This is a genomic window from Streptomyces hokutonensis, assembly GCF_042751305.1.
Lineage (GTDB): Bacteria > Actinomycetota > Actinomycetes > Streptomycetales > Streptomycetaceae > Streptomyces > Streptomyces hokutonensis_A.
The window spans coordinates 86,773-106,371 of record NZ_JBHYWD010000007.1; the positions used below are offsets into that span (position 1 = coordinate 86,773).

The window sequence follows — 19,599 nt, forward strand, 5'->3', positions numbered from 1 at the left end:
CTGCGAGGTTAAGTGAACACCCATGGGTGCACAAGGGTCGCTTCCAAGATTCCTCCGAGGTGTGCGGGGTGACCTGTCCGTATGCGCTGCTTGAAATAACGGTGAAGGTCTCTTGACACCCGCTCCGCATCGAATCAGCATCGAAGCGCTTCGAAAGAGCCGCGCCGCTCCATCGCAAGGGGAACCCCACGTGACCGCACAAACGCCGCCTACGCCGCCATTCCGCGACCCGCAGCTGCCGTTCGCGAAGCGCATCGACGATCTGCTGGCACGGCTCACCCTCGACGAGAAGATCGGATTTCTGCACCAGTACGCGCCCGCCGTGGAGCGCCTGGGCGTCGCCGCGTTCCGCACCGGCCAGGAGGCCCTGCACGGGGTGGCCTGGATGGGCCCGGCGACGGTCTTCCCGCAGGCGGTGGGCCTGGGCGCGACCTGGAACGAGGAGCTCGTACGACGGGTCGGCGACGCGGTGTCCAAGGAGGTCCGCGCGATGCGCGCCCGCGACGACCGCGTAGGCCTCAACGTGTGGGCGCCGACAGTGAACCTGCTGCGCCACCCGCTGTGGGGCCGTAACGAGGAGGGCTACTCGGAGGACCCGGGGCTGACCTCGGCGATCGCCACCGCGTACACGCGCGGCCTGCGCGGCGACCACCCGACGTACTGGCGCACGGCCCCCGTCCTCAAGCACTGGCTGGCCCACAACAACGAGACGGGCCGCGACGTCACCTCGTCCTCCGTCCGCCCGCGCGTGCTGCACGAGTACGACCTGCGCGCGTTCCGCGAGACGGTCGAGGCGGGCGCGGTGGCCGGGGTGATGCCCGCGTACAACCTGGTCAACGGCCGCCCCAACCACGTCTCGCCGTATCTCCGCGAGCACCTCCGCACTTGGACCGACGAGGACCTCCTCGTCTGCTCGGACGCGGGCGCGCCCTCCAACCTGGTGGACTCCGAGCACTACTTCGACACCCACGAGGAGGCGACGGCGGCCTCGCTGCTCGCCGGCGTGGACAGCTTCACCGACCACGGCACGGACAGCTCGACGATCGTCGCCCGGCTCCAAGGCGCCCTGGAACAGGGCCTGTTGACCGAGGCCGACATCGACGCGGCAGTACGCCGACAGCTCTCGGTCCGGTTCCGGCTCGGCGAGTTCGACCCGGCGCACGATCCGCACACCGGCACCGAGGACTTCGACACCGCGGCGCACCGGGCCCTCGCCCAGGAGGCCGCCGAACAGGCGGTCGTCCTCCTCAAGAACGACGGCGACCTGCTGCCCCTCGCCCACGACACGCGCCTCGCCGTGGTCGGCCTGCTCGCGGACGAGTGCAAACTCGACTGGTACAGCGGCACGTTGATCCACCGCTCCACTCCGCTGGAGGGCCTGTACGAGCGGTTCGGCGCCGAGCGCGTCGAGTTCGCGGAGGGCGTGGACCGGGTCCGGCTGAAGACCTCCCAAGGCGCGTATCTGCACGTTCCGTTGGCGGACGTTTCCGACGAAGTGCGCGGCGCCGAGGGCGCGTTGGACCCCGCGCTCCTCGCGGGCCGCACCGACCTCCCGCCGCTCACGACCGACGCCACCGGCACCGAACTCGCGCTCGTCGACTGGGGCGAGGGCGTCCTCACCCTCCGCGCCTCCGACGGCCGTTATCTCTCGGTCGCCGAGGACGGTTACGTCCGCGCCTCCGCCGACCAGCCCGGCGGCTGGGTCGTCCAGGAGACATTCCGCCTGGAACCCCACGAGAACGGTCACCTCCTGCTGCACATCGGTACGGGTCGCCACGTCTCTGTCGCCGCCGACGGCGTGAAGGTTGCCGGGGAAGGTGCGGAGGTTTTCGAGTTGCTAATCGTGGAGCGCGGCGAGGACACGGTGGCCCGGGTCGCGGAGGCGGCGGACGTGGTGCTCGTCGTCGCGGGCAACGACCCGCACATCAACGGCCGCGAGACCGAGGACCGTACGACGCTCCAACTCCCGCCCCAGCAGCAGCGCTTGCTGCGCGCGGCCCGCGTCGCGAACCCGCGCACGGTCCTGGCCCTGGTCTCCGCGTACCCGTACACGGTGGACCCCTCCGACCTCCCCGGCCTGCCCGCGATCCTGTGGACCGCCCACGGCGGCCAGGCGGCGGGCACCGCCCTCGCCCGCGTCCTCGCCGGTGACGTGTCCCCCGCCGGCCGCCTCCCCCAGACCTGGTACGCGGCCGACAGCGACCTGCCCGACCTCCTCGACTACGACGTGATCGGCAGCCGTCAGACGTATCTCTACTTCGAGGGCACCCCGCTGTTCCCGTTCGGCCACGGCCTGTCGTACGCGTCCTTCTCGTACGGCGACCTGAGTGCACGGGTCGAACTCGGGGCGGTGCACGTGGAGTTCACGGTCACCAATACCGGGGACGTGACGGCCGACGAGGTCGCGCAGCTGTACATCAGCGCGGTGAACCCGTCGGTCCCCCGCCCGCTCAGTGAACTGGCCGCGCACCGCCGCGTACCCCTTGCCCCCGGCGAGACGGCGGACCTCTCCTTCGAAGTCCCGCTGTCCGCCTTCGAGTTCTGGGACGTGGCCCGGGGTGGCCACCGCCTGGAACCGGGCGGCTACGACCTCCTCGTCGGCGCCTCCAGCGAGGACATCCGCCTGCGGACGACGGTGACGCTCACCGGTGAGCCCACCGCACCCCGGGATCTCCTCCAACGGGGCCTGCCCGCGGCCGACTTCGACGAGCAGTCGGGCGGCGAGATCGTCGACCGGACGAAGACGGCGGGCGACGCGGTGACCCCGGTGGGCGGCGGCACGGCCGAACTGACGTACCGGCACTGCGACTTCGGCGCCGGGGTCACGGAGGTGACCGTGGAGGTGGCGGGCGGCGAGGGGGTCGTGGAACTGTCCCTCGACGGCGGCCTGACACTGGCCCGACTCGCCCTGCCCGCACCGACGTCGGGCCCCTACGACTACACCACTCTCGGCGCCGGGATCGTCGCCGAGGGCGTGCACGACGTGCACATCGGGCTGCGCGGCCCGTTGCGGCTCGCGCACGTCGGCTTCTCCGGCTGAGGGTCCGGAAGCAGGCCGACACGAAGAAGAGGCCCGGCACCGGAAGGCATCGGCGCCGGGCCCCTTCGGGGAGACTATCTGAAAATGGTTCCCATTAGCTAGTACGGCTCGGTGAGAGAACGGTCAGAGCGCGAGCCCCGTGAGCACCAGCACCCGCTCGTAGGTGTAGTCGTCCATCGCGAACTTCACGCCCTCGCGGCCGACACCGGACTGCTTGGCGCCGCCGTAGGGCATCTGGTCGGCGCGGTACGACGGGACGTCGCCGATCACGACACCGCCGACCTCGAGTGCGCGGTGGGCGCGGAAGGCGACCTGCACGTCATGGGTGAACACCCCTGCCTGGAGGCCGTACTTGGAGTCGTTGGCGGCGGCGAAGGCGGCGGCCTCACCGTCCACCTTCGTCACGGTGAGCACCGGTCCGAAGACCTCCTCGCAGGAGATCGTGACGTCGGCCGGTACGTCCGTGAGCACGGTCGGCGCGTACGAGGCGCCGTCGCGCTTGCCGCCGGTGAGGAGGGTGGCGCCGGCGTCGACGGCCTCCTGGACCCAGGACTCGACGCGCTGCGCGGCGGCCTCGCTGACGAGCGGGCCGACGTCGGTCTTGGCGTCGGACGGGTCACCGGTGACCTGGGCCTCGACGGCGGCGACGATGCGCGGGAGGAGGCGGTCGTAGACGGCCGCGTCGGCGATGACCCGCTGGACGGAGATGCAGGACTGGCCGCCCTGGTAGTTGGAGAAGGTGGCGATGCGGGTCGCGGCCCAGTCGAGGTCGGCGTCGGAGGAGTAGTCCCCGAGGACCACGGCCGCGCCGTTGCCGCCCAGTTCCAGGGTGCAGTGCTTGCGCGGCACCGAGTCCATGATCGCGTAGCCGACCTTCTCCGAACCGGTGAAGGAGATCACCGGCAGCCGCTCGTCCTGGACGAGGGCGGGCATGTGGTCGTTGGCGACCGGCAGGATGCTCCACGAGCCGGCGGGCAGTTCGGACTCGGCGAGCAGGTCGCCGATGATCAGGCCGGAGAGCGGGGTGGCCGGGGCCGGCTTGAGGATGATCGGCACGCCGGCCGCGATCGCGGGGGCGATCTTGTGGGCGCAGAGGTTCAGCGGGAAGTTGAAGGGCGCGATGCCGAGGACGACGCCCTTCGGGAAGCGCCGGGTGAGGGCGAGCCGGCCCTGGCCGCCGGCGTCGGTGTCGAGGCGCTGGGCCTCGCCGCCGTTGAAGCGCCGGGCCTCCTCGGCCGCGAACCGGAACACGGACACGGCCCTGCCGACCTCACCGCGCGCCCACTTGATCGGCTTGCCGTTCTCGGCGGAGATCAGCTGCGCGATCTCCTCGGTGCGCTCGGCGAGCCGCCGGCTGACGTGGTCGAGGGCGGCGGCGCGGACGTGGGCGGGGGTCGCGGCGAACTCGTCCCGTACGGCGTACGCGGCGGCCACCGCCTCCTCGACCTGGGCGTCGGTCGGCACGCTGACCTTGCCGACGAGGCGTCCGTCCCACGGGGAGGTGACGTCGAAGGTGTCCTCGCCGTTGGCCTGACGGCCGGCGAGCCAGAAGGCGTGGGTGGAAGTCATGTCCCGGCCCTTCCGCGTTGGGGGTGGTCTTGGGGCTTCTCGGTCAACCGTAGGTGCGGGGAGGCCGCGGTGCGTTTAGCCGAGTCGTAGTGGTACCGGACGGGAACAGTACAGTTCGGCAGGGCCTGCCCCACCGCCGCGGCCGTCACTCCGCAGAGGCCGTCACTCCGCCGCGGCCGTCGCCTTCAACGCCAGCCACAGCTCCATCCGTACGTCCGGATCGTCGAGCGAGCGGCCGAGGATCTCCTCCACCCGCCGCATCCGGTACCGCAGCGTGTGCCGGTGCACCCCGAGGTCCGCCGCCGCCGCGTCCCACTGGCCGTGCCGGGACAGCCACGCCCGCAGCGAGGCGACCAGGTCCCCGCGCCCGGTCGCGTCGTGCTCGGAGAGCGGCCGCAGCAACCCGTCCGCGAACGCCCGTACCGCGTCGTCGGCGAGCAGCGGCAGCACCGACCCGGCGGCCAGCTCCTCGTGCTCGACGAACACCCGACCGCGCCGCCGGGCCACCGACAGTGCCTGCTCCGCCTGCTTGTGGGCGGCAGCGGCGGCGATGGGCCCGGCCGGCGCGGAGAGCCCGACGACCGGTCCGTCGTCCTCGGCCTGCTCGCGTACGTCCCGTCCGTCGGAGGAGGCGCGCTCGGCCTCCAGCGCCGCCGCGTACTCGCGGCAGGCCTCGACGGCCGCGCCCCCGTCGACGGCGAGCACCACGAGCCGCTGCGCCTCCTGAGATCCTTCCGGTACGACGAGCACGGCCTCCCCGGAGCGGGCCGCCGCCGACTCCATGACCTCGGCGAGCCCGCCCAGCGCGTCGCGGTCCGCGCCGGTGCCCTCCCCCACGATCACCCGGAACGGCGCGTCGAGGAGCGCTCCGAACAGGCCCCCTGCGACCGCCCGCGCGTGGTCCGGCTGTCCTGCGAGCAGCATCCGCAGCACCGCCGCGCCGATCCGCTGCTCGGCGGCCTGCAGGGACCGTGAGCGTTCGGTGGTGAGGGTCAGGAGCGCGATCGCCGAGTGGACGGCGTACCGTTCCGCGGTCCCGAGCGCGGCGGCGGTGCCCACCGCGAGGGCTGCTTTCGGCCGTCGGCCGGTGCCGAGGGAGTGCAGTTCGACGCGGTCCTCGTGGTCCGGGAGGCCCACCACGGATGAGGCGGGCGCGGGGCGCTCCCGCAGCCGTTCGACGTCCGCCGTGAGCCGGGCGGCCCGGCGGCCGGCCCACTCCGGTGCGGCGGCGACGACGGCGCCGGACGTGTCGTAGAGCGCGGCCCACCCGTCGACCTGCGAGGCGAGCGCGGCGAGCAGCCCCTCCGGGCCGTCGGTGAGGGCCTGCCGGGTCAGCTCGCGCTGCGCGGCGAACCCCGCGGTCACGGACCGGTACTGGTCGGCGGCGATGGCGGCAGAGACGGCCTTGCTGATCGCGAGGAACGGGGTCCGCCGGGGCACCTCGAGCAGCGGCAGCCCCTCCTCCGCCGCAGTGTCGACCAGCGCCTTCGGGATCTCGTCGTAGTTGACCCCGACGGCGAACCCGAGCCCCACGACCCCCGCCCCCACCAGCCGCTTCACATACCGCCGCATGGCCTCGGGGTCCTCCGCGTCCAGCTTCAACGCGGTGATCAGCAGCAGTTCCCCGCCCTCCATGTACGGCACCGGGTCGGCCAGCTCGCTGACATGCGCCCAGCGCACGGGCACGTCCAGACGGTCCTCGCCGGCGCGCACGGTGAGTTTGAGCGCGGAGTGGTGGACGAGCGAGGCGAGGGTGGGGGGCATGGGGCCTTCAGATGGGAGGAAATCGAGCACGGGCGATCATGGCGATCTTTTGGCCGCCGCGTATGAACGGCCTGTGCCGATTCTGCCTCACCGTATGGTCGCGACGCCCCCGTATGTCCGGTTCAGTGCCCCTGGCCGCGCAGATCCACCAGCAGCGGAGGCGCGTGTTCCCCTTTCACGCTGGTCAGGGACAGCACCGCGTGCCCGGCCGGCACACCGTGCGCCAGCTCGGACGCGGACCAGCGCTCCCGTTCGACCTGGCGGACGGTCACGGCCTCCGTGGTCACGGCCTTGCCGGTGACGAGTTTACGGAGGGCGTGGATGGCGCGGGTCATGGGCTGGTCGGCGAAGACGGTGTGCTTGGCGACATCCGTGGTCTCCACCCACTCGGTGCCCCAGGCCTGCGCGAAGCGGCTGCCGTCCCAGGTGGTGACGCCGGCCAGCGCCATCCGGCAGCCGACCGCGCCGTAGAGCGGGCCGTGCAGGGCCTCGGGCACCTCACCGACGGTGCGCAGGGCGAGGACGACACCCGCGTCCTCGGAGCGCAGCCGCTGGATCCGGCGCAGTGACTCGGTGGTCACGGTGCCGGTGGCGTCGTCGAGCACGAGGCAGGCGAAGTGCCCGCGCTCGCGGCCGCGTACGACCGCGGTGAACTGCGCGAGGACCAGCCGGGTGAGCACCTTGGCCGCCTCGTCGTGCCCGTGTTCGGGCAGGTCGATACGGACCCGCAGCGGGTGGTGGGCGACGGCTCGCAGCGAGAACGGCCGTACGGTCCCGCTACCCGCTCCGAAGAACTCGGCGAACACCGGGCGGTCGAGCAGCGCGAGCCGGTCGGCGAGGGCCTGGCCGGGGTCGTTGCCACCGCCTGCGTGGCGCATACGGGAGTCGAGTTCACGCCGCATCATGGCGTGTCCGTCGTCGGTGAGTGCCCCGCTCAGCTCCGCCAGCACCCTCGGCTCGCCCTCGAGGAGTTCGCGCAGTACGGGCAGTGCGGGGAACCTGCCGTACGCGGCCCGGTAGGGCCCGAGGAGCTGGGCCAGAGCGCCGGCGGCACGCTGCGTGTCCACCGTGTCGAGGTCTCCGGCCAGGGCCTCCGCGAGCAGGGCGGCGGCTTCGTCGGGGTCGGTGGACTCGGCGTACGGGTCGAGGTCGTGGACGGACCCCGGATCCCCGACCCTGACGATCACGTCGAACGCGTCGTCCGGGCCGAGCGGCGCACCGGCCGCGCACACCGCGACGACGGCGCACCGGCCAGTGAGGGCCTGGAGGGTGAGGTTCTCGACCAACGGCCGCACCACGTGCCGTGTCTTGCCCGAACCCGAGGGTCCGACGACGAGCAGCGAGGTCCCCAGCGTGTCCGGGCCGAGCGCGGTGCCGACGCCGCGGTAGGCGAGCGCGGTGCGCTCACCCGGCGCCCAGGTCCCGATCCGCACCTGACCGGCGAGCAGGTCGTGCCGCGCGATGCGGCCGGGCAGGTCGCGGGAGCCGGAGGGGTGGGTCCAGGCAGCGCCGGCGTCCCGCAGCACGGTGCGGGTGAAGGAGGAGAGGTCGCCGGTCCGCCGGGCCCGCTTCCAGGCGTGCTCGACGCGCGCGCAGTCCACGTCGTTCATCCGCCCCGCCAGTACCTCGTGGGTGAGGACGTCCGCGGCCTCGAACTGCCCCGCCTCGCGCAGTTCGGGCCAGTGGGCCCGTGAACCGTCGGCCGGCGCCGGCTCGGCAGCGACCGTCGCGGCGGCAGTGTCGCGTGGGGCGTACCGCTCGCGGAGAAGTGGCAGCCAGCCGCCGATCCGGGCGAACGGCCAGAGGAGCAGGACGCCGATGACCACGTAGAGCAGGTTGCCCATCAGCGGTGTGGAGATGAAGTCGTAGCCGCCCGGGAAGAGGTTGATGAGGTGGTAGACCGGACCGGCCACCGGAAGCGCGTTCCAGCCGACGTCGAAGACGCTCGGGATCACGACCAGGTTCTCCGCGACCACGGCACCCAGCAGCGCGAGCAGCGCCCGGGCCGGCTGCGGGCGGCGCGTGACCAGGTGCCGGATGATCTCGGGCCAGCTCCCCAGGCGCCCCATGCCGTAGACCAGGATGCCGAAGAACACGCCGTCGGCCACCGCCACGGCGTCGAAGCCCTTGCCCTTGGGTGCCGTGGTGCCGGCCCACCACCAGTCGTCCGGGGTGAACACCTTCAGCAGCGCCCATTGGTACGGGATGCTGCCGTGCCGCCACAGCGACCACAGCACCATGCCCACGACGAGCGGGACGACCACGCCGACGATGGTGATCGGGGACAGCCGGTCGGTGCCCCTCTCCGGCTTGGGCACGCGGTACCCGAACCGCCAGATACCAGGACCGGCGGCCGGCCGGGGCTCGTTGAGCCAGTCGGCCACGGCGGCGCCGACCGGGCCGGGGGGGTGCGCAGGCCTCGGCGGCACCCCCGCCGCCTCCGTAGGCCGTGCCGGGCGCGGCACAGGATTCGCATGCGTACCCCGCGCGTCCCGCGTCCCGTCGCTGTCCATCGCCCTCGCCCCTTGACCAGCCGTTCCGTGCATCGTCAGCGAGTCAATCTAACGCGCCGGCAAGGGGAGTTCACCGTTTACGCGGCCCGGCGCGCGACAAGCGACGCGAACCCGACACTGTCCACGGCGGACAACCCGCGGCGCCGACACCGCCCACATGGAGCATGCCCACCCCTCGCCCCCGGTCCTAGCCTGCGAGAAAGGAAGAAAAAGAAACAGGACAGCGCGCAAGCGTCCGCACCACCCCAGGAGCCCCTCATGACCGCACTTCCGCAGGAGCGCCGCGTCGTCACCGCGATCCCCGGCCCGAAGTCCCAGGAACTGCAGGCCCGCCGTACCGCGGCGGTCGCGGCCGGTGTGGGTTCCGTGCTGCCCGTGTTCACCGCGCGCGCGGGCGGCGGGATCATCGAGGACGTCGACGGGAACCGGCTGATCGACTTCGGTTCCGGTATCGCGGTGACGAGCGTCGGCGCCTCCGCCGAGGCCGTCGTACGCCGTGCCACCGCGCAGCTCGCCGACTTCACCCACACCTGTTTCATGGTCACGCCCTACGAGGGATACGTCGAGGTCGCGGAGGCGCTGGCCGAGCTGACCCCGGGTGACCACGCCAAGAAGTCCGCGCTGTTCAACTCCGGCGCCGAGGCCGTCGAGAACGCCGTGAAGATCGCGCGGGCGTACACGAAGCGGCAGGCCGTCGTCGTGTTCGACCACGGGTACCACGGCCGGACCAACCTGACGATGGCGCTGACCTCGAAGAACATGCCGTACAAGAACGGGTTCGGGCCGTTCGCGCCCGAGGTGTACCGCGTTCCCGTCGCCTACGGCTACCGCTGGCCGACCGGTGCGGAGAACGCCGGTGCCGAGGCCTCCGCGCAGGCCATCGACATGATCAACAAGCAGATCGGCGCCGACAACGTCGCCGCGATCATCATCGAGCCGGTCCTCGGCGAGGGCGGCTTCATCGAGCCGGCGAAGGGCTTCCTGCCCGCGCTGAGTGAATTCGCCAAGGCCAACGGGATCGTGTTCGTCGCCGACGAGATCCAGTCCGGGTTCTGCCGTACGGGTCAGTGGTTCGCGTGCGAGGACGAGGGTGTCGTCCCGGACCTGATCACCACCGCGAAGGGGATCGCGGGCGGCCTGCCGCTCGCCGCCGTCACCGGTCGCGCCGAGATCATGGACGCCGCGCACGCCGGTGGTCTGGGCGGTACGTACGGCGGCAACCCGGTCGCCTGCGCCGGTGCCCTCGGTGCCATCGAGACGATGAAGGAGCTCGACCTCAACGCCAAGGCGAAGAACATCGAGGCCGTGATGAAGGCCCGGCTCGGTGCCATGGCCGAGAAGTTCGACATCATCGGCGATGTGCGGGGGCGCGGCGCGATGATCGCCATCGAGCTGGTCAAGGACCGTACGACCAAGGAGCCGAACCAGGAGGCGACGGCCGCGCTCGCCAAGGCCTGCCACCAGGAGGGGCTGCTGGTCCTGACCTGTGGCACTTACGGCAACGTCCTCCGCTTCCTGCCCCCGCTGGTGATCGGGGAGGACCTGCTGACCGAGGGCCTGGACATCATCGAGCAGGCGTTCGCACGTATCTGAGCCACCCTCTCCCGTACTTCCGGGCCACAGGGAGCCCGCAGCTCCCGCACAGGGGCCGCGCCTCACGCGTCCCATCCGCCCCAGCCCTTTCATCCGCCGTGATTCACAGGCTGGGGCGGCGGGCGTCAGGCCGTGTGAAGAAGGTGTGCGGGGTGCATGACGGGACGCGAATCCGCCTGTCTTCCCTCCAGTCACTGCCGTAGGTTCTACCCAGATGAGAGATACACCCCGCCCACAGGGGACTGTGGGCGACTTCAGGACGAGGCCTCCCCAGCTTCGCCCTGGTCGTGCCCTCGCGCACACAACAGGAGCCTCCGGCTCCGAATCTCCTCACCGATCGGACAGTCGCCCGCCCCAAACCCCCCGGGGCGGCCGACGTTCCGATCCGGACGGCCGGCCCGGAACTACCCCCCCTGTTCCGGGCCGGCCGACCTCCTTTTTCTGGCTCCTTCTCGCCCTTCCCGTGCTGCTCTTCGCGGTGATCACCTGGCAGGTGGCAGCCGACGGCCCGCTCCTCCGCTTGGACGAGCGCCTGAGCCGCGCACTCGTCCACCCGGACCACTTCTCCGAACTCCTCGCCGACCTCGGCAACGTCCAGGTCGCGGTTCCCGTTCTCGTCGTGGTGCTGGTCTACGTCGCCTGGCGCGGCCGTGTCAGTGGTACGGACCGCTGGTGGCTGTCACCCCTCGCGGGGGCCGTGCTGATGGCCCTGGTCCCGGCGCTGATCGTCCCCGTCAAGGAACTGATCGCCCGCGGCGGCACCCCGGCCGTCCCGCCCGGCACCGGCTACTACCCCTCCGGCCACACGGCCACCGCGATGATCGCCTACGGCGCCTCGACGCTCGTCCTCCTTCCTTGGCTCCGGACGTCGTACGCCCGCCGCGGAGCCGTTGCCGTCTGCGCCCTCCTCGTCGCCGCCGTCAGCTTCGGGCTGGTCCGGCGGGGCTACCACTGGCCACTGGACGTGGTGGCCAGTTGGTGTCTCGGGACCGTGCTGCTCGCCTCGCTGCGGCTGTTTCTCGGCCGCTTTCGGAGCGAGCCTCAGCCGAAGTAGCCGTCGAACGTCTTCTGGAACTCCCAGTTCGAGTAGCGGTCCCAGTTGATCGACCAGGTCATCAGGCCGCGCAGGGTCGGCCAGGTGCCGTGGGTCGTGTACGAGCCGCAACTCACCTTCTTCGTCAGGCAGTCCAGGGTTTTGGTGACCTCGGCGGGAGCCACGTAGCCGTTGCCCGCGTTGACCGACGCCGGCATGCCGATGGCGATCTGGTCGGGGCGCAGGGCCGGGAACATGTTGGTGGTGTCGCCCGCGACCGGGAAGCCGGTGAGCAGCATGTCGGTCATCGCGATGTGGAAGTCGGCGCCGCCCATGGTGTGGTACTGCCCGTCGAGGCCCATGATCGGGCCCGAGTTGTAGTCCTGGACGTGCAGCAGGGTGAGGTCGTCGCGCAGTGCGTAGATGACGGGCAGATACGCGCCGCACCTCGGGTCCTGGCCGCCGAACTTGCCGGTGCCGTAGAACTGATAGCCCATCTGCACGAAGAACGTCTCGGGCGCCATGCTCAGCACGAACTTCGAGCCGTACTTGGCCTTCAGCGTCTTCAGGGCGGCGATCAGGTTGACCACCACGGGAGTTGTGGGGCTCTTGAAGTTGGTGTCGCTCGCGTCCAGGGAGAGCGAGTGGCCCTCGAAGTCGATGTCCAGGCCGTCGAGTCCGTAGGTGTCGATGATGTTCGAGACCGAGGAGACGAAGGTGTCCCTGGCTGCCGTGGTGGTCAGTTGGACCTGGCCGTTGGCGCCGCCTATGGAGATCAGCACCTTCTTCCCTGCCGCCTGTTTGGCCTTGATGGCCGCCTTGAAGTCGGTGTCGCTCTCGACGTTCGCGCACTCGCTGGCCGGGCACCGGTTGAAGCGGATGTCGCCGGAAGTCGCGGAGGTGGGTTCACCGAAGGCCAGGTCGATGACGTCCCAGCTGTCGGGGACGTCGGCCAGGCGCGTGTAGCCGGAGCCGTTGGCGAAGCTCGCGTGCAGGTAGCCGACGAGGGCGTGGGTGGGCAGTCCGGTACTGGGGCCCGAACCGGTGGAGGTGGTCGCGGTGACCGCCGTCGACTTGGCGGACTCGCCCGCGTCGTTGACCGCAGCGACCTGGAAGCTGTACGCCGTCGCGGCCGACAGTCCGCTCACGGTGGCCGAAGTCCCGCTCGCCGTCTGGACTTTCACGCCGTCGCGGTAGATCGCGTAGCTCGTCGCGCCGGTGACGGCGGACCAGGAGAGGGCGACGGAGGAGGAGTTGATCGTGCCAACGGCGAGGCCTGTGGGGGTGGTTGGCGGCGTCCCTACGTCGACCGCCGGGCCGGTGAGGGAGATGTCGTCGGCGTAGTAGGCACCGGTGGCGTACCAGCCGTGGGTGTAGATCGTGACCTTGGTGGTGGACGCGCCGGTGGTGAAGCTCGTCGTCAACCGCTGCCAGTCGGGGGCCGATTGGGTCCAGGTGGAGACGTCCGTGGTGCCGGTGCCGCTCGCGCCGAGGTAGACGTAGCTGCCGCGGACGTAACCGGCGAGCGAGTACTGCGAGTTCGGTTTCACGGTCACCGTCTGCGCGCACTGGGCGTAGTCGTTGCCGGCCGGGGTCGCCTGCAATGCCGAACTGCCGCCGTGCACGGGCGACTTGACCGTCGTACCGCTGCTCGCGGAACAGGACCAGTTGTCGAGGCCGGACTCGAAGCCGCCGTTCTTCGCCAGGTCCGCGTCGGCCGCACGGGCGGCCGACGAGAGTGCGGTGATGCCGGGTACGGCCAGCAGGGCGGCCGTGAGCATGGCGAGGACAGGTCTGGAGCGATCCACAAGTGCCTCCGGGCATGGGGGAATTGGAGGGGTGGAGCGCGCCCAATTTGGTCCAGACCAATTAGCTTGTCAAGACCTCACCCGCTCACCCGTCGCCCCCTTCCGTCGCCAGCCCCGCCGCCGCCTCGTGCATGGCGAGTTCGAGGAGTGCGGGGTCGGTGAGGGTGCCGGAGCCGTCCGGCGGTACCAGCCAGCGGACTCCGCCGGTCGACCGGCCGGGGTACGGCACGACGATCCACGTGCCGAGTCCCGCCGTACGGATCCCGGTGCCGAGCCAGCGGGCCGCGGTACCGGGCGGTACCAGGAAACCCATGCGTGCGTCGCCGAAGTCGACGAGTACCGGGCCCGGTTGATCGATGACCCGGGTGAGCACATCGAGCGTGGGATAACCGAGCTCACCCGGCAGGATGAGTACGTCCCAGGCCTTGCCGGCGGGCAGCAGCGCGATCCCCATGGGGTTGCGCTCCCATTCCCAGCGGCAGGCCTCCGGATCCGGAGCCACGGATGCCAGCCACTCGACGGCCGTCTTCGCCCCAGTCATGAGGAGACCTCCCTTTCTCATGTCGACGCTGGTCGCGTCACAGGAGAGAGGGAGGTCGGCCGTCGGCATTACGCGGGTTCCGGCCCCTCGAAGGAGTGAACCGGGTCACACCTCGCAGGTGGGGCTCAGCTGTCGAAGCCCAGGCCCAGCTTGTCCATCGTCTTCAGCCACAGGTTGCGCCGGCCGCCGTGGTCGTCGGCGCGGGCCAGCGACCACTTGGTGAGCGCGATGCCGGTCCAGGCGAAGGGCTCGGGCGGGAAGGGCAGCGGCTTCTTGCGGACCATCTCGAGTTCCGTGCGCTCGGTCCGCTCCCCCGCGAGCAGGTCCAGCATCACGTCCGCGCCGAAGCGGGTCGCGCCGACGCCGAGGCCGGTGAAGCCCGCCGCGTAGGCCACCTTGCCCTGGTGGGCGGTGCCGAAGAACGCCGAGAAGCGCGAGCAGGTGTCGATCGCGCCGCCCCAGGCGTGCGAGAAGTTGAGCCCCTCCAACTGCGGGAAGCAGGTGAAGAAGTGCTCGGCGAGCTTGGCGTAGGTCTCCGGCCGGTCGTCGTACTCGGCGCGCACCCGGCCGCCGTAGGGGTAGATCGCGTCGTAACCGCCCCACAGGATGCGGTTGTCGGCGGAGAGCCGGAAGTAGTGGAACTGGTTCGCCGAATCGCCCAGGCCCTGGCGGTTCTTCCAGCCGATCGACGCCAACTGGTCGGCGGAGAGCGGTTCGGTCATCAGCGCGTAGTCGTAGACCGGGACGGTGTACGAGCGGACCCGCTTGATCAGGTTCGGGAAGATGTTGGTGCCGAGCGCGACCCGGCGGGCGCGGACCGAACCGTAGGGCGTGCGTACGGCCATCCCGGCGCCGTACGGCTTGAGGGCGAGGGCGGGGGTGTGTTCGTAGATACGGACGCCGAGTCGGAGGCAGGCGCGCTTCAACCCCCAGGCCAGTTTGGCCGGGTTGAGCATCGCGACGCCCCGGCTGTCGTACAGGCCGGCCAGGAAGGTCGGCGAGTCGACCTGTTCGCGGACCGCTTCCGCGTCGAGGAACTCGGTGCCGTCGGCGAGGCCCTTGCTCTCCAACTCGCCGTACCAGTCGTGGAGTTCCTCGGCCTGGTGCGGTTCGGTGGCGACGTCGATCTCGCCGGTGCGCTCGAACTCGCAGTCCAGGGAGTAGCGGGCGACCGCATTCTCGATCTCGTCGAGGTTGCGGGCGCCCAGCTTCTCCAGCTGGTGGATCTCGTCGGGCCAGCGGGTGAGGCCGTTGGACAGGCCGTGGGTGAGGGAGGCGGCGCAGAAGCCGCCGTTGCGGCCCGAGGCGGCCCAGCCCGCCTCGCGGCCTTCCAGCAGGACGACATCCCGTTGCGGGTCGCGCTCTTTCGCGATGAGCGCGGTCCACAGTCCGCTGTAGCCGCCGCCGACGACCAGCAGGTCGCAGGTCTCGGCGCCGGTGAGCGCGGGCTCGGGGTGGGGCTTGCCGGGGTCGTCCAGCCAGTACGGGACCGGCCGGGCTTCGGAAAGAGACTTGGTCCAATTGTTGCTGCGGCTCATGGCGCTCGGGGCCATGATTTCAACTCCCTACAGGGCGCTAGCGGTTATGCCTTTACCTTGTTGCGGCGGTTGGTGATCACCATGGAGACGAGCACCAACAATACGGCGACGAGGAACATGGCCGTACCGATGACATTGATCTGAACGGGTGTCCCGCGCTGTGCCGATCCCCAGACGAACATGGGGAAGGTGACGGTCGAACCCGCGTTGAAATTGGTGATGATGAAATCGTCGAAGGAGAGCGCGAAGGAGAGCAGCGCGCCCGCCGCGATTCCGGGGGCCGCGATGGGGAGGGTGACCCTGACGAACGTCTGCACCGGACCGGCGTAGAGGTCCCGGGCCGCCTCCTCCAGACGCGGGTCCATCGACATCACGCGGGCCTTGACGGCGGTGACGACGAAGCTGAGGCAGAACATGATGTGGGCGATCAGGATGGTGTAGAAGCCCAGTTGGGCGCCCATGTTGAGGAACAGGGTGAGCAGCGAGGCCGCCATGACGACCTCGGGCATCGCCATCGGCAGGAAGATCAGCGAGTTGACGGCACCGCGGGCGCGGAAGCGGTAGCGGACCAGCGCGAAGGCGATCATCGTGCCGAGGACGGTGGCGCCGATGGTCGCCCAGACCGCGATCTGGAGGCTGATGGAGAGCGAGCCGCACATGTCGGCGACACCGCACGGCTGCTTCCAGGCGTCCAGCGAGAACTGCTGCCACTCGTAATTGAAGCGCCCCTTCGGCTTGTTGAAGGAGAACACCGTGACGATGACGTTCGGGAGCAGGAGATAGCCGAGGGTCAACAGGCCCGCGATGACTACGAAATGGCGCTTGAACCAGCGTACGACTGCCATTTAGACCAGATCCTCCGTCCCGGACTTGCGAATGTAGATGGTCACCATGGCGAGAATGGCGGCCATGAGGACGAAGGAAAGAGCCGCCGCCGTCGGGTAGTCCAGAATGCGCAGGAACTGCGTCTGGATGACGTTGCCGATCATGCGGGTGTCGGTGGAGCCGAGAAGTTCGGCGTTGACGTAGTCACCGGCCGCCGGGATGAAGGTCAGCAGGGTGCCGGAGACGACGCCGGGCATCGACAGCGGGAAGGTGACCTTGCGGAAGGTGGTGAAGGGCTTGGCGTACAGGTCGCCGGCCGCTTCGTGCAGCCGTCCGTCGATGCGCTCCAGCGAGGTGTAGAGCGGCAGGACCATGAACGGCAGGAAGTTGTACGTCAGTCCGCAGACCACCGCGAGCGGGGTGGCGAGGACGCGGTCGCCGGAGGTCCAGCCGAGCCAGTTGGTGACGTCCAGGACGTGCAGCGTGTTGAGGGCGCCGACGACCGGGCCGCTGTCCGCGAGGATCGTCTTCCAGGCGAGCGTGCGGATCAGGAAGCTGGTGAAGAACGGCGCGATCACCAGGATCATGATCAGGTTGCGCCAGCGTCCCGCGCGGAAGGCGATGAGGTACGCGAGCGGGTAGCCGAGCAGCAGACAGAGGATGGTCGCGGCTGCGGCGTAGAGGCCCGAGCGCACGAACTGCGGCCAGTACTCGGACACCGCGTCCCAGTAGGTCGAGAAGTGCCAGGTGACCTTGTAGCCGTCCTCCAGGGAGCCCGTCTGGATCGACGTGGAGCCCTGGTAGATCATCGGCAGCGCGAAGAAGACGATCAGCCAGAGAATGCCGGGCAGCAGCAGCCAGTACGGCGTCCAGCGGCCCCTCTTGCGCGGAGGCTTCTTCTCCGGCGCGGGCGCCAGGGGCGGCGCCTCGGTGACAGCGGCCATCAGGCGGCCTCCTCCTCGGTGTCGACGCCCGCGTCGATGTCCTGTGCCGCGTCGAGGCCGAAGGTGTGGGCCGGGTTCCAGTGCAGGACGACGTCGGCGCCGGGCCGCAGCCGGGAGTCACGGTCGATGTTCTGGGCGTAGACCTCGAACTCGGGGCAGACCGGGCTGTCGATGACGTACTGGGTGGAGACGCCGATGAAGCTGGAGTCGGCGATCTTGCCGGTGATGCGGTTGCGGCCGGCCGGGATCTCGCCCGCGTCGTCGGCGGGCGTGAGGGTGATCTTCTCCGGCCGTACGCCGACCAGGACCTTGCCGCCGGTCGTCGTGGGCGCCGAACATCGCGCCTCGGGCAGGACGAGCTTGCCGCCGCCCGCCTTGAGGACGATGTCGTCGCCGGACTTGGAGTCGACCTCGGCCTCGATGAGGTTGGAGGTACCGAGGAAGTTGGCGACGAAGGTGGTGTTCGGGTTCTCGTAGAGGTCGCTGGGCGAGCCGAGCTGCTCGACACGGCCCGCGTTCATCACGGCGACCGTGTCGGCCATGGTCATGGCCTCCTCCTGGTCGTGCGTGACGTGCACGAAGGTGATGCCGACCTCGGTCTGGATGCGCTTGAGCTCCAGCTGCATCTGGCGGCGCAGCTTGAGGTCTAGGGCGCCGAGGGGCTCGTCGAGGAGGAGCACCTTCGGGTGGTTGATCAGCGCGCGGGCCACGGCGACGCGCTGCTGCTGGCCGCCCGACAGCTGGTGCGGCTTCTTCCGTGCCTGCTCGCCGAGTTGGACCAGGTCGAGCATGTCGACGACCTGCTGTTTCACCGACTTGATGCCCCGGCGGCGCAGACCGAAGGCGACGTTCTCGAAGATGTCGAGGTGCGGGAAGAGGGCGTACGACTGGAAGACGGTGTTCACGGGCCGCTTGTACGGCGGGAGGTTGGTGACCTCCTGGTCGCCGAGGTGGACGGTGCCGGAGGAAGGTTCCTCCAGGCCGGCGATCATGCGCAGGGTGGTGGTCTTGCCGCAGCCGGAGGCGCCGAGCAGGGCGAAGAAGGAGCCCTGGGGCACTGTCAGGTCCAGCGGCTGCACTGCTGTGAAGCCGTTGTCGTAGGTCTTGCTGATACCGGAGAGGCGGACGTCGCCGCTGGTGTCCTTGGTGTTCATCGTCGTCACGCCCCTGTGAGCTTTGCGAACTTCTGCTGGTAGGCCGTCTCTTCCTTCGAGCTCAGGGAGCGGAAGGCGTGGGACTTGGCCGCCATGGCCTTGTCGGGAAGGATCAGCGGGTTGCTCGCCGCCGACTTGTCGATCTTCGCGAGATACGGCTTCACGTCCGCGACCGGGCTGACGTAGTTGACGTAGGCGGCGAGTTCGGCGGCCGGTTCGGGCTCGTAGTAGTAGTCGATCAGCCGCTCGGCGTTCGTCTTGTGGCGCGCCTTGTTGGGGATCAGCAGGTTGTCGGTCGAGGTCATGTAGCCGGCCTCGGGGATGACATAGCCCACGTCCGGGTTGTCCGACTGGAGTTGGACGATGTCGCCGCCCCAGGCGACGCACGCGGCGAAGTCGCCCTTGGTGAGGTCCGACGTGTAGTCGTTGCCCGTGAAGCGGCGGATCTGGCCCTTGTCGACGGCCTTCTGGAGGCGGGCGATGACCGCGTCGTAGTCGTCGGTGGTGAACTTCGCCGGGTCCTTGCCCATGTCGAGCATGGTCATGCCGACGCTGTCGCGCATCTCGGTGAGGAAGCCGACGCGGCCCTTGAGCTTGGGGTTGTCGAGGAGGTCGGAGATCGACTTCACCTCGACGCCGTCGAGCGCCTTCTTGTTGTAGGCGATGACGGTCGAGATGCCCTGCCATACGTACGAGTACGCCCGGCCGGGGTCCCAGTCGGGGCTGCGGAACTGGTCCGACAGGTTGGCGTAGGCGTGCGGCAGGTTGGACGCGTCCAGTTTCTGGACGTAGCCCAGGCGGATCATGCGGGCGGCCAGCCAGTCGGTGAGGACGATCAGGTCGCGGCCGGTGGGCTGGCCGGCGGCGAGCTGCGGCTGGATCTTGCCGAAGAACTCGTCGTTGTCGTTGATGTCCTCGGTGTACTTGACCTTGATGCCGGTCCGTTTGGTGAACGCGTCCAGGGTGGGCCGGTGCTTGCCGCTGTCGTCCGTGTCGATGTACTCGGGCCAGTTCGAGAAGTCGATCTCCTTCTCCGTGGCCGAGTGGTCGTCGGCGGACACGCCGCCCTGCGTCTTGCCTGCCGCGGGGATCCCGCAGCCGCTGAGGGCCCCGAGACCGCCGACCGCGAGCGCGCCGCCGGCGGAGGCGCGCAGCACCGAACGGCGGGTCCACGCGGACCTGCTCTTGCGGAAGCTGCGCCGGACGGCGGCCATTTCGGCCGGGGTCAGGCGGTCGGGCTCGTACTGCTTCATGCGCGTGCTGCCCTTTCGGGAGGA

The 19,599-nt window shown here is 70.1% G+C and carries 13 protein-coding genes; 3 read left to right on the forward strand and 10 right to left on the reverse strand.

What is annotated here, in order from left to right:
* Nucleotides 1-190 precede the first annotated feature (190 nt).
* Entirely contained in the window at nucleotides 191-3,040 is a 2,850-nt protein-coding gene (locus ACFXC1_RS20080) for a glycoside hydrolase family 3 C-terminal domain-containing protein (RefSeq protein ID WP_381244444.1), read from the forward strand.
* A 123-nt stretch (nucleotides 3,041-3,163) separates the two neighbouring features.
* Here ACFXC1_RS20080 and ACFXC1_RS20085 read toward each other — a convergent pair whose 3' ends face one another.
* From ACFXC1_RS20085 to ACFXC1_RS20095, 3 genes are all read right to left on the reverse strand, one after another.
* Nucleotides 3,164-4,609: an aldehyde dehydrogenase family protein gene (locus tag ACFXC1_RS20085; RefSeq protein WP_381244446.1), complete on the reverse strand. Its 1,446-nt coding sequence runs from the start codon at nucleotides 4,607-4,609 to the stop codon at nucleotides 3,164-3,166.
* A 162-nt stretch (nucleotides 4,610-4,771) separates the two neighbouring features.
* Nucleotides 4,772-6,373 carry a PucR family transcriptional regulator gene (locus ACFXC1_RS20090; protein ID WP_381244448.1) on the reverse strand — a complete coding sequence of 534 codons (1,602 nt, stop codon included), beginning with the start codon at nucleotides 6,371-6,373 and terminating at the stop codon, nucleotides 4,772-4,774.
* 122 nt (nucleotides 6,374-6,495) lie between these two features.
* Nucleotides 6,496-8,886 carry a type IV secretory system conjugative DNA transfer family protein gene (locus ACFXC1_RS20095; RefSeq protein ID WP_381244450.1) on the reverse strand — a complete coding sequence of 797 codons (2,391 nt, stop codon included), beginning with the start codon at nucleotides 8,884-8,886 and terminating at the stop codon, nucleotides 6,496-6,498.
* 258 nt (nucleotides 8,887-9,144) lie between these two features.
* On the opposite strand from ACFXC1_RS20095, the gene gabT reads away from it, so the two are divergent.
* Together gabT and ACFXC1_RS20105 are read left to right on the forward strand one after the other, a co-directional pair.
* Nucleotides 9,145-10,479 carry a 4-aminobutyrate--2-oxoglutarate transaminase gene (gabT, locus tag ACFXC1_RS20100; protein ID WP_381244452.1) on the forward strand — a complete coding sequence of 445 codons (1,335 nt, stop codon included), beginning with the start codon at nucleotides 9,145-9,147 and terminating at the stop codon, nucleotides 10,477-10,479.
* Between the two features lie 463 nt (nucleotides 10,480-10,942).
* Nucleotides 10,943-11,533: a phosphatase PAP2 family protein gene (locus ACFXC1_RS20105; RefSeq protein ID WP_381244454.1), complete on the forward strand. Its 591-nt coding sequence runs from the start codon at nucleotides 10,943-10,945 to the stop codon at nucleotides 11,531-11,533.
* On the opposite strand, the gene ACFXC1_RS20110 is transcribed toward ACFXC1_RS20105, so the two are convergent.
* From ACFXC1_RS20110 to ACFXC1_RS20140, 7 genes are all read right to left on the reverse strand, one after another.
* Nucleotides 11,521-13,293 (reverse strand): chitinase, encoded by a 1,773-nt coding sequence (locus ACFXC1_RS20110; RefSeq protein WP_381244946.1) that lies wholly within the window; start codon nucleotides 13,291-13,293, stop codon nucleotides 11,521-11,523. The two genes, ACFXC1_RS20105 and ACFXC1_RS20110, sit on opposite strands and share 13 nt — an antisense overlap.
* Nucleotides 13,294-13,405: 112 nt before the next feature.
* Nucleotides 13,406-13,861, reverse strand: coding sequence for a bifunctional DNA primase/polymerase (locus ACFXC1_RS20115; RefSeq protein WP_381244455.1), 456 nt, complete (start codon nucleotides 13,859-13,861; stop codon nucleotides 13,406-13,408).
* A 125-nt stretch (nucleotides 13,862-13,986) separates the two neighbouring features.
* The gene (locus ACFXC1_RS20120) at nucleotides 13,987-15,414 is read right to left on the reverse strand and encodes an NAD(P)/FAD-dependent oxidoreductase (protein WP_381244456.1); all 1,428 of its coding nucleotides are present in this window, start codon (nucleotides 15,412-15,414) and stop codon (nucleotides 13,987-13,989) included.
* Between the two features lie 29 nt (nucleotides 15,415-15,443).
* Nucleotides 15,444-16,244, reverse strand: coding sequence for an ABC transporter permease (locus tag ACFXC1_RS20125; RefSeq protein ID WP_262059170.1), 801 nt, complete (start codon nucleotides 16,242-16,244; stop codon nucleotides 15,444-15,446).
* On the reverse strand, nucleotides 16,245-17,168 hold the full coding sequence (locus ACFXC1_RS20130; protein WP_381244458.1) for an ABC transporter permease: 924 nt from the start codon (nucleotides 17,166-17,168) through the stop codon (nucleotides 16,245-16,247).
* Nucleotides 17,168-18,322 (reverse strand): ABC transporter ATP-binding protein, encoded by a 1,155-nt coding sequence (locus ACFXC1_RS20135; protein ID WP_051106124.1) that lies wholly within the window; start codon nucleotides 18,320-18,322, stop codon nucleotides 17,168-17,170. The genes ACFXC1_RS20130 and ACFXC1_RS20135 overlap by 1 nt, the downstream gene beginning before the upstream one ends.
* Before the next feature lie 5 nt (nucleotides 18,323-18,327).
* Nucleotides 18,328-19,575, reverse strand: a complete 1,248-nt coding sequence (locus ACFXC1_RS20140) for an ABC transporter substrate-binding protein (RefSeq protein ID WP_381244460.1) — start codon at nucleotides 19,573-19,575, stop codon at nucleotides 18,328-18,330.
* Nucleotides 19,576-19,599 lie beyond the last annotated feature (24 nt).

Excerpts from the sequence above, each read along its gene's own strand:
- ACFXC1_RS20085 (WP_381244446.1), bottom strand. The coding sequence starts at position 4,609 with ATGACTTCCACCCACGCCTTCTGGCTCGCCGGCCGTCAGGCCAACGGC.
- ACFXC1_RS20090 (WP_381244448.1), bottom strand. The coding sequence starts at position 6,373 with ATGCCCCCCACCCTCGCCTCGCTCGTCCACCACTCCGCGCTCAAACTC.
- ACFXC1_RS20095 (WP_381244450.1), bottom strand. The coding sequence starts at position 8,886 with ATGGACAGCGACGGGACGCGGGACGCGCGGGGTACGCATGCGAATCCT.
- gabT (WP_381244452.1), top strand. The coding sequence starts at position 9,145 with ATGACCGCACTTCCGCAGGAGCGCCGCGTCGTCACCGCGATCCCCGGC.
- ACFXC1_RS20110 (WP_381244946.1), bottom strand. The coding sequence starts at position 13,293 with ATGCTCACGGCCGCCCTGCTGGCCGTACCCGGCATCACCGCACTCTCG.
- ACFXC1_RS20115 (WP_381244455.1), bottom strand. The coding sequence starts at position 13,861 with ATGACTGGGGCGAAGACGGCCGTCGAGTGGCTGGCATCCGTGGCTCCG.
- ACFXC1_RS20120 (WP_381244456.1), bottom strand. The coding sequence starts at position 15,414 with ATGGCCCCGAGCGCCATGAGCCGCAGCAACAATTGGACCAAGTCTCTT.
- ACFXC1_RS20125 (WP_262059170.1), bottom strand. The coding sequence starts at position 16,244 with ATGGCAGTCGTACGCTGGTTCAAGCGCCATTTCGTAGTCATCGCGGGC.
- ACFXC1_RS20130 (WP_381244458.1), bottom strand. The coding sequence starts at position 17,168 with ATGGCCGCTGTCACCGAGGCGCCGCCCCTGGCGCCCGCGCCGGAGAAG.
- ACFXC1_RS20135 (WP_051106124.1), bottom strand. The coding sequence starts at position 18,322 with ATGAACACCAAGGACACCAGCGGCGACGTCCGCCTCTCCGGTATCAGC.
- ACFXC1_RS20140 (WP_381244460.1), bottom strand. The coding sequence starts at position 19,575 with ATGAAGCAGTACGAGCCCGACCGCCTGACCCCGGCCGAAATGGCCGCC.